At 64.8% G+C, this 14,658-nt stretch carries 15 protein-coding genes; 1 reads left to right on the top strand and 14 read right to left on the bottom strand.

The genetic code is table 11. The features are described from left to right. Window positions 1-8: 8 nt before the first annotated feature. The 12 genes from HAP47_RS09995 to HAP47_RS09940 all read right to left on the bottom strand — a co-directional run bounded on the left by HAP47_RS09995 (window position 9) and on the right by HAP47_RS09940 (window position 12,484). Complete coding sequence (locus HAP47_RS09995) at window positions 9-1,214, bottom strand: ABC transporter substrate-binding protein (protein ID WP_173638396.1); 1,206 nt, start codon at window positions 1,212-1,214, stop codon at window positions 9-11. 55 nt (window positions 1,215-1,269) lie between these two features. Beyond that, complete coding sequence (locus HAP47_RS09990) at window positions 1,270-1,971, bottom strand: SDR family NAD(P)-dependent oxidoreductase (RefSeq protein ID WP_173638397.1); 702 nt, start codon at window positions 1,969-1,971, stop codon at window positions 1,270-1,272. A gap of 39 nt (window positions 1,972-2,010) precedes the next feature. Continuing rightward, complete coding sequence (locus tag HAP47_RS09985; protein ID WP_173638398.1) at window positions 2,011-2,817, bottom strand: glutathione S-transferase; 807 nt, start codon at window positions 2,815-2,817, stop codon at window positions 2,011-2,013. Between the two features lie 26 nt (window positions 2,818-2,843). Continuing rightward, window positions 2,844-4,004, bottom strand: coding sequence for an iron-containing alcohol dehydrogenase (locus tag HAP47_RS09980; RefSeq protein WP_173638399.1), 1,161 nt, complete (start codon window positions 4,002-4,004; stop codon window positions 2,844-2,846). Between the two features lie 39 nt (window positions 4,005-4,043). After that, complete coding sequence (locus HAP47_RS09975) at window positions 4,044-4,817, bottom strand: enoyl-CoA hydratase-related protein (RefSeq protein WP_173638400.1); 774 nt, start codon at window positions 4,815-4,817, stop codon at window positions 4,044-4,046. A gap of 12 nt (window positions 4,818-4,829) precedes the next feature. Then, window positions 4,830-5,840 (bottom strand): NAD(P)H-dependent flavin oxidoreductase, encoded by a 1,011-nt coding sequence (locus tag HAP47_RS09970; RefSeq protein WP_173638401.1) that lies wholly within the window; start codon window positions 5,838-5,840, stop codon window positions 4,830-4,832. A gap of 21 nt (window positions 5,841-5,861) precedes the next feature. Beyond that, entirely contained in the window at window positions 5,862-7,049 is a 1,188-nt protein-coding gene (locus HAP47_RS09965; RefSeq protein WP_173638402.1) for an acetyl-CoA C-acyltransferase, read from the bottom strand. A 15-nt stretch (window positions 7,050-7,064) separates the two neighbouring features. After that, window positions 7,065-8,195: an acyl-CoA dehydrogenase family protein gene (locus tag HAP47_RS09960; RefSeq protein ID WP_173638403.1), complete on the bottom strand. Its 1,131-nt coding sequence runs from the start codon at window positions 8,193-8,195 to the stop codon at window positions 7,065-7,067. A gap of 66 nt (window positions 8,196-8,261) precedes the next feature. Continuing rightward, window positions 8,262-9,443, bottom strand: a complete 1,182-nt coding sequence (locus HAP47_RS09955) for an acyl-CoA dehydrogenase family protein (RefSeq protein WP_173638404.1) — start codon at window positions 9,441-9,443, stop codon at window positions 8,262-8,264. 12 nt (window positions 9,444-9,455) lie between these two features. Further along, window positions 9,456-10,193: an SDR family oxidoreductase gene (locus HAP47_RS09950; protein WP_173638405.1), complete on the bottom strand. Its 738-nt coding sequence runs from the start codon at window positions 10,191-10,193 to the stop codon at window positions 9,456-9,458. 51 nt (window positions 10,194-10,244) lie between these two features. Next, window positions 10,245-11,792 (bottom strand): class I adenylate-forming enzyme family protein, encoded by a 1,548-nt coding sequence (locus tag HAP47_RS09945; RefSeq protein WP_231168825.1) that lies wholly within the window; start codon window positions 11,790-11,792, stop codon window positions 10,245-10,247. Between the two features lie 53 nt (window positions 11,793-11,845). Next, window positions 11,846-12,484 carry a 2-hydroxychromene-2-carboxylate isomerase gene (locus HAP47_RS09940; RefSeq protein ID WP_173638406.1) on the bottom strand — a complete coding sequence of 213 codons (639 nt, stop codon included), beginning with the start codon at window positions 12,482-12,484 and terminating at the stop codon, window positions 11,846-11,848. A 207-nt stretch (window positions 12,485-12,691) separates the two neighbouring features. Between HAP47_RS09940 and HAP47_RS09935 the strand changes: the two genes are divergently transcribed. Further along, a complete protein-coding gene (locus HAP47_RS09935) occupies window positions 12,692-13,204 on the top strand; it encodes a winged helix-turn-helix transcriptional regulator (RefSeq protein WP_173638407.1) in 513 nt (170 codons plus the stop codon). 13 nt (window positions 13,205-13,217) lie between these two features. Here HAP47_RS09935 and HAP47_RS09930 read toward each other — a convergent pair whose 3' ends face one another. Together HAP47_RS09930 and HAP47_RS09925 are read right to left on the bottom strand one after the other, a co-directional pair. Further along, window positions 13,218-13,418: a hypothetical protein gene (locus tag HAP47_RS09930; RefSeq protein WP_231168824.1), complete on the bottom strand. Its 201-nt coding sequence runs from the start codon at window positions 13,416-13,418 to the stop codon at window positions 13,218-13,220. Between the two features lie 73 nt (window positions 13,419-13,491). Further along, window positions 13,492-14,535 (bottom strand): alpha/beta fold hydrolase, encoded by a 1,044-nt coding sequence (locus HAP47_RS09925; protein ID WP_173638408.1) that lies wholly within the window; start codon window positions 14,533-14,535, stop codon window positions 13,492-13,494. Between the last annotated feature and the right edge of the window lie 123 nt (window positions 14,536-14,658).

The following is a 14,658-nucleotide window of genomic DNA, read 5'->3' as shown; positions in this document are numbered from 1 at the left end:
GCGACGGCTCAGTTCGGCTCGGCGCTCAGCACGCCGCCGAACTGCTCCCAGGAGCTCCCCGTCCAGCGCTGCAGCTGAAGCTGCGTATAGGCCATGCTGTTGTCGGGCCCGGTGTTGACCGTGATGCCCGGCATCAGCGTCGGCAGCACAAGCCCCTTGATGTTGCGCGCCTGCTTCACGATGTTCTCGCGCGACAGGTCGTCGCCGCACTGCTTCAGCACCTGCTCCAGGATCTGGCCCTGCTGGGTCCCGAACAGATAGTTGCTGTCGCCGATATCGGCACCCGGAAGATACTTCTCGAAGTGGGCGCGATACCATTTGATGCCGGGATCGTCGGCCCACTTCCTGTCGTTCGGATCCTTCGCGATGGTCGCCACGACGACGCCGATCGCCTTGTCCGCCCCGGCCGGCACGATGGTCGAGGAGACCGAGCTCGACACGTAATTCACGATGGTGAGCGGCGTCCAGCCGATCTCGCTCGCCTTCTTGATCGCTTGCGCCGCGAATTTCGGCGTGCCGGCGATCAGGAATGCCTGGGCGCCCGACGCCTTCAGCGTCACCACGCGGGATTCGATCGTAGGCTCGGTGACCTCATAGGGAGATGTCACTACTTTCCTGTCGAACTCGCCCTTCAGGGTTTCCTTGAATGCGGCCACGAAGTCACGGCCGAGATCGTCGTTCTGGTAGAGGATCGCAATCTTCGCGTCGGGCGCCGTCCGGGCAATGTACCTGGCGTAGATCTTTCCTTCGGTGGTGTAGCTCGGTAGCCCGGTGGTCGTCAGCGGAAACTCGGCGAAGTTCGCAAACTTGGTCGCACCGCTGACGACGAAGAGGTGCGGCACCTTCTTCGCAGTCACGTATTTGATGGTTGCGCCGATGCCTGGTGTCCCCAGCGGGCTGAACAGGAACGCCACCTCGTCGCTCTCGATCAGCTTGCGGGTCTGCTCCACCGCCTTGGGCGGCGAATAGGCATCGTCATAGGTGATGAGATTGATCTTGCGGCCGTTGATGCCGCCGCGATCATTGATGGAATGGACGTAGGCGATGAGGCCCTTGCCAACATTGCTGAGCGGCGATGCCGGGCCGCTGAACGGGAAAGTTGCCCCGATCCTGATTTCAGATTCCGAGACGCCGGGCGTTTCCGCGCGGACCGCGGTAGCGGCAACGGCCGCAAGCATCGCAATGGACACAGCAAACGTCGTCTTCACCAACATGAACTCCCCCTGAACTCTTATGAATTGACCGGCTGTTGCGACCGCCGCGCGGCGCCTACCAGGCTTCGCCGAACGGCCTGATCTCGACGTTGAACGACCACGCGCTGCGGTCCTGATGGGCGACGTGCCAGACCTCGTCCGCGATCGCCCGCGGCTTGATGAAGAAGTCGTCCGGCCGCTCCGGCCAGCGCTTCCGCGTCCATTCCAGATCGATCACGGCGTCGATCACGAGATAGGCGACGTGGACGCCTTGCGGCCCGAGGTCGCGCGCCATGGCCTCGGCCAGAATGCGCTGCGCCGCCTTGGTCGGCGCGAACCCCGCGAAACCGGCCTTGCCGCGCAATGCCGAGGTGTTGCCGGTCGCAACGATGGCGCCCTTGCCGGCGCCGATCATCGCCGGGGCAAACCGCCGCGCCAGGTACAACAGGCCCATCGTGTTGACCTGGAAGTTGCGATTGAGAATCTGCGGATCGATCTCGCGGAAGGAGCCGAACGCGCCGCCGACGGCGTTGTGGATCACGACGCCGGGGCTGCCCAGATCGCGCTCCACCGCCGATGCGATCGTTTCGACCTGCACCGGGTCGGACACATCGCATCGATAGGCCTTGGCGCCCGGCAGCTGCTTCTCGAGCGCGGCGAGACGCTCCTCGTTCCTGGCGAGAAGCGCGGCCCGATAGCCGCCTTCAGCGAACCTCCGGGCAAGCGCCGAACCGGTGCCGGGCCCAACGCCGGATATCAGACAGACGGGTGCGGTCATGCAGTCAATCCTCCGCGTTGCAGCCAACAGATTTCAAGATCAGGCGGCCGCCTTCGACAGCAGCTTCTCGACGTAGGGCTTGAGGTCCGGCCTGACATGCTCGTGCTCGACCAGCCGGGCAAAGTGAGCGAACATCAGCGGGTATTCATCCGTTACCCCCGGATGCAGAACTCTCTCCAGCCCCTGCGTGCGCAATTGCTCGGTCCGTGCATGCTCGTTCATGAACAGCGCAAGTTCGGCGGCAAGGCAAATGTCGGCAATCGAGATGCCGCTCCCGACCAGCGCGTCTCGCCGTGGCGACAGTGCCTGCTCGATCCCGGAGGCGTAGATCGCGAACGCGTCCTTGGCACGGGCATGAATGGCCGCGTCGACCGTGCCGCCCGACAGCGCGAGCAGATAGATCTGCGTGTCCCGCGCAAACACCAGGCTGACGTCGAGAAAGCTGTCGATCCTGGACGCCTCATAGGCGTCGCGTCCATAGAGCGGGAACGCCGCCTCGCCGAGCCGCGCCACCGCCCGCATGATGCTGTTCGATTCGAAGATTCCGACCTTGCCGTCGGCGCCAAACGCCGCCGGCACGTTGCCGAACGGCTGCGCCGCCATGAACGCATCGGTCTTGAAGAGCTGCGCGCCGGTCAGTCCGACCCGGCCGGTTCGCGCGAGCGAGGCGAACTCAGTGCGCTCCTGCTCTGCCAGCGGATGGGCATCGTAATCCCACAACCAGTCGCGCAATTCCTTGCCGGAGGCGCCTCTGACCTCGACGTCGACGCCGCAGAACCGCGCGGCGATGGTTGCTTTCCAGACCCGCGGGTTCGGCAGATAAGAGAAGATGCGCAAGGCGGCCATGATGGGCTGCTCCGTGTGCTGTTGCCTCAGGCGGCCAGCTTCAGGATCTTGACGACGTCGCCGGGCTCGCGGATCGGCTGCGGGTTGGTCCGCGTGAAGATCGACAGCATCGCGTTCCTGCCGATCAGTTCGAAGCGGTCTTCGCCGACACCGACATCGGCCAGCCGCCGCGGCAGGCCGAGCTCCGCGATGAAGCCGGCGAACGCTTCGCTTGCGTCGCGGCCGGGCGCACCGAGCGCGGCGGCGATCGATTGCTGGGCCGCTTCCGTCGCGGGACGGTTGTAGCGCAGCACGCTCGGCATCATCACTGCCGTGCAGAAGTAATGCGGAACCTCGCAGGTGCCGCCGAGCACATGGCCGATGGCGTGGCTTGCGCCCATCGGCACCCGTGACTGCAACCCGAAGGCCGACAGCCACGAACCCAATTGGCAGCTCAGCCGCGCCGCCTCGTCGTCGGGATTGGCCCTCGTGCGCAGCAAGCCGTCATGCAGGTAGCGCAGTCCCTGCTGGCACACCGCATCGACCAGCACGTTGGGCCGGCTCGAGCAGATCGCCTCGATGCCGTGATCCATCGCGCGGGTGCCGGAGCCGAGCCAGAGCTTCTCCGGCGTATACTTGGTGATCGCGGGATCGAGGATGACGCTGCGCGGCATCATCATCGGGTGATTGAAGATCTGCTTCAGCTTGCGGCCGGTGTCGGTGACCAGCGCGCCGGAATTGTATTCGCCGCCCGAAAGCGTGCTGGGGATCGCGATCATCCGGACCTTTGGCGTGCGGAACGGTCCGAACCGGCGGTCCGGCGTAGTCTCGAAGCCGTCGAGCCCCGCCGGCTCGAAGATCTCGTGCTCCATGCACATCAGCACGATCTTCGCCGCGTCGACCACCGAGCCGCCGCCGATCGCGACGACGAGGTCCGCCTTGGCTTCGCTCGCCTGTCGCGCGATCTGGGTCACGACATCCCGCGTCGTGTGCTGCGGCACGCCGTCGAAAGTCGCGGCATGGCGATCGCCGAGCGACTTACGGACTTTCTCGATCTCGTCGGTGGTGGTGTTCAGCGTCCGGCTGGCGATCAGATAGACGCGCTTCGCGCCCAGCCGTTCGGCCTCCTCGCGCAGTGCTTCGGCTGCGCTCTTGCCGTAGATCACGGATTCCATGGTGGGATATTGATGGCTGCCGACGACGTGCATGCTTTGGCTCCCTCGATGTGTCCGTGAGTTAGCTGTCGGTCAGGCCGACAGCTTGGTGAAATCGGGCTGGCGCCGTTCGGCGAACGCGGCAAAGGCCTCGCGCGCTTCCGGTGTCGTCAGCCGCTGCTTGAACAACACGCCTTCCTCGCCGATCTGCGCCGCGATCCGCTGCTGCTCGCGCATCAGCTTCTTGGTCAGGCTGAGCGAACCGGCCGGCCGCCTGGTCAGCGCGACTGCGGCGTCATGCGCCTTCTTGCGCAGATCGGCCTGCGGCACCACGGCATTGGCGAGGCCGGACGCCAGCGCGCCCTGCGCATCCATCGGCTCGCCGAGCGCAAACATCGCATAGGCGCGCGCATGCCCGATCCTTAAGGGAAGCAGCCAGCTCGATGCCGCCTCCGGAACCAAAGCGAGATTGACGAAGGGCGTGATCAGCCGCGCGTTCTCGGCGAGATAGACGAGATCGCAATGCAGCAGCATGGTGGTGCCGACGCCGACCGCATTGCCCTGCACCGCCGCGAGCAGCGGCTTGCCGACCTTACTGATGGTTTCGATGAAGCGATGCGCGGGGCTACCGACCGCGCTCTCGCCGCGCGCCTGGCTCGCGAAATCGGCCAGATCGTTACCCGCGGTAAAGCTGTCGCCGTCGCCCTGGAACAGGATCACGCGGACGGATGAATCCGCCTCGGCCTGCTTCAGCGCGTTCGACATCGCGTCATACATGGCGCCGGTCAGCGCGTTCTTCTTCTCGGGCCGTTGCAGGGTCAGCGTCATGACGCCGGCAGCGACCTCCACTTTGACATGCTCGGTCATGGCACTCTCCCGTCAGGCGACCGCGCGGGCCGCCGTGGTTTCAAACTTGCCGTCGAGGAAGCCGGTCAGCCGCTGCCGGATAATCTGCTCGGCCTCGGTCATGATGCGGTCGATCAACTCCTTGACGGTCGGGATGTCGTGGATCAAGCCGACCACCATGCCGCAGCTCCAGGCGCCGGCATCCATCTCGCCGTCGATCATCACCTTCGGGTAGACGCCGACGACCTGCTCGTGGATGTCCTCGATCTTCAGCCTGGCGCCCTTCTCGCGCTCGATCTCGAGCAGCTCATCGACGCCCTTGTTCTTCAGCACCCGCTCGGTGTTGCGCAGCGCACGCATCACGAGGCGGGTGTCGAGCTCGTCGGCATCGAGCAGCGCCTGTTTCACATTGGCATGCACCGGCGCTTCCTTGGTCGCGATGAAGCGCGTTCCCATGTTCATGCCGGACGCGCCCATCGACAGCGCGGCGACGAGGCTGCGCGCATCGGCCATGCCGCCGGAGGCCACGAACGGAATCTTCAATTCGTCCGCCGCGCGCGGCAGCAGGATCATGTTGGGGATGTCGTCCTCGCCCGGATGGCCGCCGCACTCGAAGCCGTCGACGCTGACTGCGTCGCAGCCGATCTTCTCGGCCTTCAGCGAGTGCCGCACCGAGGTGCATTTGTGGATCACCTTGATGCCGGCTGCCTTCAGCGCCGGCATGTACTGTTCCGGGCTGCGGCCCGCGGTCTCCACCGCCTTGACGCCGCCCTCGCGGATAACAGCGATATATTCCGGATAGGGCGGCGCGGTGAAGCTCGGCAGGAAGGTGAGGTTCACGCCGATCGGCTTGTCCGTCATGTCGCGGCAGCGCGCAATCTCCTTCGCCAGCAGCTCCGGCGTCCGCTGGGTCAGGCCGGTGATGATGCCGAGGCCGCCGGCGTTGGACACCGCGGCCGCCATCTCGGCGAAGCCGACATAGTGCATGCCGCCCTGGATGATCGGATGCTGGATCCCGAACAGTTCAGTGATTGCTGTCTTCACAAGTCTCTCCCGCGTTACCGGTCAGTGGACGATTTCAAACAGGCCCGCCGCGCCCATGCCGCCGCCGATGCACATGGTCACCACGCCATATTTCGCCTTGCGCCGCCGGCCCTCGATCAGAAGGTGGCCGGTGAGCCGCGCCCCGGTCATGCCATAAGGATGGCCGATCGCGATCGAGCCGCCATTGACGTTCAGCTTTTCCGGGTCGATGCCGAGCTTGTCGCGGCAATAGATCACCTGCACCGCGTAGGCCTCGTTGAGCTCCCAGAGATCGATGTCGTCGATCTTCAGATTATGCCGCTTCAACAGCCGCGGGATCGCCGCAACCGGGCCGACACCCATCTCGTCCGGCTCGACGCCGGCGGCGACGAAGCCGCGGAAGATGCCGAGCGGCTTCAGCCCCTTCTGCGCAGCGATCTTGTCGCTCATGATCACGCAGGCCGAAGCACCGTCGGAGAGCTGGCTGGCATTGCCGGCGCTGATGGTCTTGCCCTCGAACACCGGCTTGATCTTGGCGAGCCCGTCCGCCGTGGTATCCGGCCGCGGACCCTCGTCCTTGGCCAAGGTCACCTGCTGGAAGCTGACCTCCTTGGTGTCATTGTTGACCACGGCCATTTTGGTCGTGATCGGAACGATCTCGTCGTTGAAGCGGCCGCCCTGCAACGCGGCGCCGACGCGGCGCTGGCACTCCAGGCTGTATTCGTCCTGCTTGTCGCGGCCGATCCCGTAGCGCTCGGCGACGACCTCGGCCGTCTCCAGCATCGACATGTACATCTCGGGCTTCATCGCCATCAATTCATCGTCGACGGCATGGAACCTGTTCATGTGTTCGTTCTGCACCAGGCTGATCGACTCGATGCCGCCGCCGATCGCGATCTCGACGCCGTCGAGCATGACCGAACGCGCCGCAACCGCGATCGCCTGCAGGCCGGAGGCGCATTGGCGGTCGATGGTGGTGCCGGCCACCGTGACCGGAAGTCCGGCACGGATCGCGCCCTTGCGTGCGACATTCATCACCATGGTGCCCTGCTGCATCGCGCAGCCCATCACCACGTCCTCGACCTCGCCGGGCGCAATGCCGGCGCGCTTCACGGCTTCGGCCATCACATGGCCGGCAAGGGTCGGGCCGTCGGTGTTGTTGAGCGCGCCGCGATAGGCCTTGCCGACGCCGGTGCGCGCGGTGGAAACGATGACTGCATCCTGTGACATGCTTGCCTCTCTGGCTTATGCGACCGCGTCGAGCTGCGCATAGCGCAGCACGTGGTAGGCGGGATCGCCGAACTGAATGTTGATGGAGGAAATCCGCTTGAAGTAGTGGCCGACATTGAGCTCGTCGGTCATGCCCATGCCGCCGTGCAGCTGCACCGCTTGATCCGCCACGAACTTGCCGGCATAGCCGATCTTGGACTTGGCACCCGAAGCGAGCCGGGAGACGCCGGCATCGTCGTCGCTGAGACTGAGGCTGAGATGCTGCATCAGGGATAACGCTTCCTGATGCGCGATGAACATGTCGACCATCCGGTGCTGCAGCACCTGGAAGCTGCCGATCGTGACGCCGAACTGCTTGCGCGTCTTGGAGTAGTTCAGCGTTGCATCGTTCAGCTCGCCGATCGCGCCGACCGCCTCGGCACAGAGTGCGCCGATGGCCCGGTTGCGGCAGGCTTCCAGCGCCGCGACGCCCTCGCCTTCCCTGCCCAGCAATTCTCCGCGTACGCCGCGCAGGCTGATCTCGGCCGCCCGGCGGCCATCAATCGTCCTGAAGCTCTGCAGATCGAGATTGGCGGCGCGGCGATCGACCACGAACAGGCTGACGCCGCCGCGATCGTGACGATGGCCCGAGGTGCGGGCGGAGACGATGAGGTAGTCGGCCCAGGGTGCGGCCAGCACCGCCGTCTTCTCGCCGGTGAGCACATAATCGGTGCCGTCCCGGCGCGCTGTCGTGGTGACCGTGGCAAGATCGAAGCGCGAGCCCCTCTCGGTCCACGCCAATGCCCACAGCTTCGTCCCCGCGATGATATCGGCGATGTAGGCCTGCTTCTGTGCGTCGGAACCTGCCTGCTCGATCAGGCCGCCGGCCACCACGACCGTCTCGACGAACGGCTCGACCACGAGATGGCGGCCGAACTCCTGCATGATGATCATGGTCGACAGCGGCCCGCCGCCGAGCCCGCCGGCGGCTTCCGAGAATGGCGCGGCGAGCAGACCAAGCTCGGCGAACTCGGCCCAATGCTTGCGGCTGAAGCCGTCCTCGCTCGCGACGATCTTGCGGCGCGCATCGAAGTCATACCGGTCACGCAGCAGCCGCTGCACGCTGGACCGCAACAATTCCTGCTCTTCCGTGAACTGGATATCCATCCGATCCTCTCGTGCCGCTGCTGCTAACGCGCGATGCACTCTAACGCCTTGTTTGAGCATCACGCCCTAGAGACCAAGCACCGCCTTGGCGATGATGTTGCGCTGGATCTCGTTCGATCCGCCGTAGATCGAGAGCTTGCGCGAATTGAGATATTTCTCCGACGCCGTGTGGCCGTAGTCCGGCCCCGGCATGAAGTGATTGGCGCTGACAGGATGCTCGCGGATCGCAAGGCCGTCATTGCCGATCGCGCGATGGGTCAGCTCGGTGATATCCTGGAAGATCTCGGTGCCGCGGATCTTGAACAGCGAGGCTGCCGGCCCCGGATCGATGCCGCGCGCCATCTGCGCGACGACGCGAAGCTCGGTCGCCTCCAGCGCCAGCACGTCGAGCTCGACGCGGGCGATGTCCCTGATGAATTCGAGGTGCGCCGGATCATCTTCCGGGATCTCGGCTTTCACGATTTTCTTCAGCCGCGCGATGTAGCGCGTCGAGCGGCCGATGCCGGCCATGCTCGTGCGCTCGTTGCCGAGCAGGAATTTCGCGTAGGTCCAGCCCTTGTTCTCCTCACCGATCAGATTCTCGACCGGAACGCGGACATCCTCCAGGAAGACGTCGTTGACTTCGTGCGAGCCATCGATGGTGATGATCGGGCGCACCGTCACACCCGGCGACTTCATGTCGATCAGGAGAAACGAGATGCCGGATTGCGGCTTGGCGGCCGGATCGGTACGAACCAGGCAGAAGATCCAGTCGGCGTGCTGCGCCAGCGTGGTCCAGGTCTTGTGCCCGTTGACAATGTAGTGGTCGCCGTCGCGCACTGCCTTGGTGCGGACGGTGGCGAGGTCGGAGCCGGAGCCCGGCTCCGAATAGCCCTGGCACCACCAATCCTCGCCGGACAGGATGCGCGGCAAGAACTTCGCCTTCTGCGCCGCGTTGCCGAACGTATAGATGACCGGGCCGACCATGGTGACGCTGAACGCCAGTGGCGGCATCGTGCCGGCGCGCGTCGTTTCCTGCTCGAAGATGAAGCGGCGGGTGATCGACCAGCCGGGCCCGCCATATTCCTTGGGCCAGAGCGGCGCGATCCAGCCCTTGTTGTGCAGGATGCGATGCCAGAGCAGCATCTGCTCCTTGGAGAGATCGGTCTCCGGATTGGGGACGCGCATCTCCGCCGGGTAGTTGTCCTTGATGAAGGCGCGGACTTCGTCGCGAAACGCCGCGTCTTCAGGGGATAGCGCGAGCTCCATCTGCCGTGCCCCCTACCACTTCTCGCCGAAGGGCCGGATTTCCAGCTCGAAGGTCCAGGCACTCTTCGGCTGCTGGTAGAGCTGCCAGTAGGACGCGGCGACCGAAGCCGGTGGCATCAACAGATCGGGATTGTCGAGCGCGTTCGGGCCGAGCGCCTCGATGCGGCGCTGCCGCACCCATTCGGTGTCGACGCCGGAATCGATGATCAGATGCGCGACGTGGATGTTCTTCGGTCCGAGCTCGCGCGCCATCGCCTGCGCCACGGCGCGCAGGCCGAACTTGGCGCTGGCAAAGGCAGCATAACCGCTGCCGCCGCGCAGCGACGCGGTCGCGCCGGTGAAGAAGATGTTGCCCTCTCCACGCGCCGTCATCAGCCGCGCCGCCTCGCGCCCCGCGAGGAAACCGGAGTAGCAGGCCATCTCCCAGACCTTGCGGAATACGCGCTCGGTGGTCTCCAGAATCGGGAAATTGACGTTGGCACCGATGTTGAAGATGCAGACCTCCAGCGGCGCATGCTTGTCGGCGTCGTTGAGGAAGGAGATGATCTCCTCCTCCTTGCGCGCATCGAGTGAGCGCGCATGGATCTCGCCGCCGGCGGCCTCGATCTCCTTGACCAGCGGCGCGAGCTTGTCGCCGTTGCGGCGGCCGGCGAAGACCGTGAAGCCTTCGGAGGCGAACTTCTTGGCGATCTCGCCGCCGATGAAATCACCGGCACCAATGACGGCGACCGTCTTGTTTCTCTTCTGCATGGTGTACTCCGGCCTTGTTTGAGTGAACTGGCTTGCGGCGGCGGCTCAGCCTCAGCTGCGCAGCGACTCCGCGAGCTTGTGCTTCAGGAGCTTGCCCGTCGATGTCGCAGGCAGCGCGTCCATCAGGATAATCTCGGACGGGCGCTTGTACGAGGTGAGTTGCGGGGCAATATGGGCCATCAGGTCCTGCACGGTGGCCGTCGAACCCTTGATCAGCTGCACAAACGCAATGACCTCCTCATTACCCTCGACCGGCCGGCCGACTACGGCGCACTGCACAACGGCGTCGTGCGTGCTCAGCACCGCCTCGATCTCGGCCGGGTAGACGTTGAACCCGGAGCGGATGATCATCTCCTTGGTGCGCCCGACGATGTAGAGGACGTCGTTCTCGAAGCGGGCCAGATCGCCGGTGTTGAACCAGCCGTCGGGGTCGATCGCCTTGGCGGTCAGATCAGGCGCGCGGTAGTAGCCGCGCATCACGTTAGGACCGCGAACATGCAGCTCGCCGACCTCACCCGGTGCAACCGGCTTGAGATCGCGGCCGACCAGTTTTGCTTCGAGGCCCGGCATCACGGTGCCGACCGCGTGGTCGGCACGCGGGTTATCGGGCCGCACGCCGGAGATGCCGGGCGAACATTCGGTGATGCCATAGCCATTCAGCAGCGGCAGCCCGAGCTCCTGCTCGACCCGGGATTTAAGCTCGAGGTCCAGCGGCGCGCCGGCCACCGAGATCACCCGCAGCCGGCCGCGATCGAGCTTCGGCAGGCCGGCGTTGCGTCGGTATTCGAGCAGACGCTGATAGGTGGCGGGCACGCCGTTCAGGATCGTGATGCCCTCCTCGGCCATCGCCTTGACCAGCGCGGCTGGATCGTACTTGGCGACCAGGCGTACGGTGGCGCCGACCATCAAGGTCATCGCCAGCAGCGAGATGCCGACGATATGCGAGATCGGCAACACGCAATATTGCACGTCATCGGCCGTCATCTTGCGGAAGCCCGCAGTGCCCCGGGCGCTGAACAGGAGATTACGGTGGGTCAGCATCACGCCTTTCGGCGTGCCCGTGGTGCCGGACGTGTAGATCAGGACCGCGACCTGGTTTGCGCCGTCCGCCTCGACCGGCTCGGCCGTGGTCGCGAGATTCAGGCCGGTGACGGCAACGCCACGAAGCGGGCCGACATCCTGCAGGACAGCCTCATAGCGCGCGGCATGCGCGGCTGCCTCTTGCGAGACGTCAGCAGTGAGCAACACGCGACGGGCGCCGCTGTGATCTCTGATCTGATCCAGCTCACGCGGCGACAGCCGCGGATTGACCACGATTGACCAGACATCGAGCCGGCTCGCCGCGAGCAGCAGGCAGGCCAGCGGAATCGAATTCTCGCTCACGATCATCATGCGGTCGCCGGCGCGGATGCCGAGCGCCCGCAATGCTTCGGCGACGCGGCCGACCGTTCGATCGAGCTCGCGATAGGTCAGCCGCCCCTCGTCGTCGATCAGCGCCGGATGATCCGGCGTCGCCGCGACGTGATGATCGATCACCTCGTGGATGCGGTTCGGCAAGCCTTCCACACTTCCTTCGATAATCCGGATCGGCGCCTGCACTGAAACCTCCCTGTCGCAGCCCCTCGGGCTTGTTGTGTTGAGGACTTTTCCGCTCAGGCGGTCTTGCGCTGCCCCGCAGCCAGCTGCGCGACGATCTCTTCCTCGACTTCGCGCACCTTGTCCTTGCCGAAGAAGATCTCGTTGCCGACATAGAAAGTCGGCGATCCGAACGAGCCGCGCGCGACCGCGTCGCTGGTGTTGTCGATCAGTTTCTTCTTGACGTCATCCTGCTGGGCGCGGGCGATGAGACGATCGATGTCGATACCCGAGGACAGGAATGCCTCGCGGAAGACCTGCGGGTCGTCCATCTTCTTGGGCTCGACCCACATGTGGTTGTAGGCCGCCCGGAAATAGGGCTCGAACACGCCTTCGAACTGCGCGGCCACCGCGCCGCGCATCAGCGCCAGCGTGTTCACCGGAAAGAACGGGTTCATGGTGAACTTCGTGACGTTGTGGCGGCGGAGGAAGCGCTCCGTCTCGAGCGCGTTGTATTCGGGCTTGTTCTTGATCCCGCGCAGCGACTCGCCGGGCGACATGTTGCCCGTCGCCTTGTAGACGCCGCCGAGCAGCACCGGGATGTACTCGAACTTGACGCCGGTGCGCTTCTCGATCCCCGGCAGCGCGAGCTCGGCGAGATAGGCGTTGGGGCTTCCGAAATCGAAATGGAATTCGACCTTGAGCGGAGCAGCCATGGAACGCCCTTCCCTTCGTTTGGCGGCAATCGCCTGTTGCCGCCGGTTGATCGTGGGCGGACCATAAGTTCTATTTTAGAACTGTCAATATGATATTTGTCATCCAATGGCTGAGATGTGGCCAATAGAGAGGTATCCTATTGAAATGTCGTTAGTTCTATTTTAGAATTTTATGTGCGATGCCGTTGCAGATCGCAGGAGACGCCGATGAAATGGGATACCCTCGAGGAGGAGCCGTGCTCGCTGGCCCGCACCGTCGCTGTGATCGGCGACCGCTGGAGCCTGTTGATCCTGCGCGAATGTTTCCTGCGCATCCGACGGTTCGATGACTTCCAGGCATCGCTCGGGATCACACGGCATCTGCTCGCCGACCGGCTGAAGAAGCTGGTGCGCTTCGGCGTGCTGCGCAAGATTCCCTATCAGGAAGCGCCGAAGCGCTACGAATACATCCTGACGCAGAAGGGTCTCGACCTCTATCCGATCATCATGTCGATCGTGCACTGGGGCAACATCCACATGGTCGATGCGCGCGGCCGGCCGATGCTGCACGAACACAAGGCCTGCAAGAAGATGTTCGACCCCGTCATGGTCTGCTCGGAATGCGGCGAGCCGCTGACGGCCAAGTCCGTCCACGTGCATCCGGGCCCCGGCGCGCGGAAGTCGTCGCCGGTGCACGCACGGGCGCAGGAACGAGCCAAGCGCGCCGCTGAATCGAGCTAGAGATCAGCTCATTTCAGTGTGACGGCGCGGCCATCAACACGACATTGCCGCCGAGCAGGCAGCCGACCGGACGGCCGCCGGCGAAACCGATGCGAACGCGAATCTCCGGCAGACGCCCCATCGCCCGGCCCTGCAGGATGCGAATCTCTTCGTCGTTCGGCGACCAGGCCGTTGTCGAGCAGGCCGAATGCCAGCGCCGCGGCCGCGGGATCAAGTGCGTTCAGCGCCTGATGAAGCCGGTGACGGGACCGCCGTCGTCATGATGCCGTCCGCTTGTCTCGCCGTTGCTACTTGACCAGCGCAGCGCCGGTCTCGGGATGCTGCAGCCAGCCGAGCAGCGCCTCGTGGAAGCGCGCCGGCGCCTGGATCTGCGGCGAATGGCCGAGGTCGGGAAATTCGATCAGCTGCGCATGCGGAATCCGCTTCGCGGCCGCCTTGCCCAGCAGCGGATAATTGCCGAGCGTCTTGCGGATCTCGGGCGGCGCGGTGTCCTTGCCGATCGCGGTGGTGTCCTTGTCGCCGACAAGCAGCAGCGTCGGCGGCTTGATCTGCTCGAACTCGTAGAACACCGGCTGGGTCGCGATCATGTCGTAGAGCCGGGCCGAGCTCGACGCCACGGCGGCGCGGCCCTCCCCGCGATACATGCCGGCCAGCATCTGCACCCATGTTTCGTAGGACGGATCCCAGGTGTCGGCGTAGTAGGTGGCGCGCTCATAGGCGCGGATGCTGTCCGCGGTGACGCGGGTCTCGCGCTGCATCCAGCCGTCGAGGCTGAGCCAGGGCACGCCCTTGGCCTTCCAGTCCTCGAGCCCGATCGGATCGACCAGCACCAGGCGGTCGGTGGCCTCCGGATACATCAGGGCGTAGCGCATCGCCAGCATCCCGCCGGTCGAGTGGCCGACCATGATCGAGTGTTCAATCCCAAGCGAAGCCAGCAGCGCGCGGCTGTTGCCGGCAAGCTGCTGGAAGGTGAACTGATAGCGTTCCGGCTTGCTGGATTTGCAGAAGCCGATCTGATCCATCGCGATCACGCGATAGCCGGCGCCGCTCAGCGCCTTGATGGTGCCGTCCCAGGTCGCGGCGCAGAAATTCTTGCCGTGCAGCAGCACCGCGGTCTGGCCGTTCGGCGTCGCCGGCTTGACGTCGAGATAGGCCATGTCGAGCTCCTGCCCCTGCGAGCTGAAGCGATAATGCTCGACCGGATAGGGATAGTCGAAACCCTGCAATTCCGGTCCGTAGGCGGGCTCGGCGGCGGATTGCGCCGATGCGCTGGACGAACCGAGCGCAACGGTCGCGGCGACGGCAAGATGAAACAGGGTTTTCAGGTGCATCTCGGCAAATCCGGAAATCAGGGACGATCTCGTGATGCCGTAGCCGAACGGTCGGGCGCCATCCAGCGCCCGCCGATGATTTGTTCGTGATCGGCCGTAAGCCTCCCCGGAGGCTCTTTGTTT

It is taken from the genome of Bradyrhizobium sp. 41S5 (genome assembly GCF_011516665.3).
In the GTDB taxonomy this organism is placed as follows: domain Bacteria; phylum Pseudomonadota; class Alphaproteobacteria; order Rhizobiales; family Xanthobacteraceae; genus Bradyrhizobium; species Bradyrhizobium quebecense.
Note: the sequence above shows the minus strand (reverse complement) of the source record. Positions and strands in the feature narration are given on the sequence as shown.

Excerpts from the sequence above, each read along its gene's own strand:
- HAP47_RS09935 (WP_173638407.1), top strand. The coding sequence starts at position 12,692 with ATGAAATGGGATACCCTCGAGGAGGAGCCGTGCTCGCTGGCCCGCACC.
- HAP47_RS09925 (WP_173638408.1), bottom strand. The coding sequence starts at position 14,535 with ATGCACCTGAAAACCCTGTTTCATCTTGCCGTCGCCGCGACCGTTGCG.
- HAP47_RS09980 (WP_173638399.1), bottom strand. The coding sequence starts at position 4,004 with ATGCACGTCGTCGGCAGCCATCAATATCCCACCATGGAATCCGTGATC.
- HAP47_RS09985 (WP_173638398.1), bottom strand. The coding sequence starts at position 2,817 with ATGGCCGCCTTGCGCATCTTCTCTTATCTGCCGAACCCGCGGGTCTGG.
- HAP47_RS09995 (WP_173638396.1), bottom strand. The coding sequence starts at position 1,214 with ATGTTGGTGAAGACGACGTTTGCTGTGTCCATTGCGATGCTTGCGGCC.
- HAP47_RS09965 (WP_173638402.1), bottom strand. The coding sequence starts at position 7,049 with ATGTCACAGGATGCAGTCATCGTTTCCACCGCGCGCACCGGCGTCGGC.
- HAP47_RS09975 (WP_173638400.1), bottom strand. The coding sequence starts at position 4,817 with ATGACCGAGCATGTCAAAGTGGAGGTCGCTGCCGGCGTCATGACGCTG.
- HAP47_RS09955 (WP_173638404.1), bottom strand. The coding sequence starts at position 9,443 with ATGGAGCTCGCGCTATCCCCTGAAGACGCGGCGTTTCGCGACGAAGTC.
- HAP47_RS09950 (WP_173638405.1), bottom strand. The coding sequence starts at position 10,193 with ATGCAGAAGAGAAACAAGACGGTCGCCGTCATTGGTGCCGGTGATTTC.
- HAP47_RS09990 (WP_173638397.1), bottom strand. The coding sequence starts at position 1,971 with ATGACCGCACCCGTCTGTCTGATATCCGGCGTTGGGCCCGGCACCGGT.
- HAP47_RS09960 (WP_173638403.1), bottom strand. The coding sequence starts at position 8,195 with ATGGATATCCAGTTCACGGAAGAGCAGGAATTGTTGCGGTCCAGCGTG.
- HAP47_RS09940 (WP_173638406.1), bottom strand. The coding sequence starts at position 12,484 with ATGGCTGCTCCGCTCAAGGTCGAATTCCATTTCGATTTCGGAAGCCCC.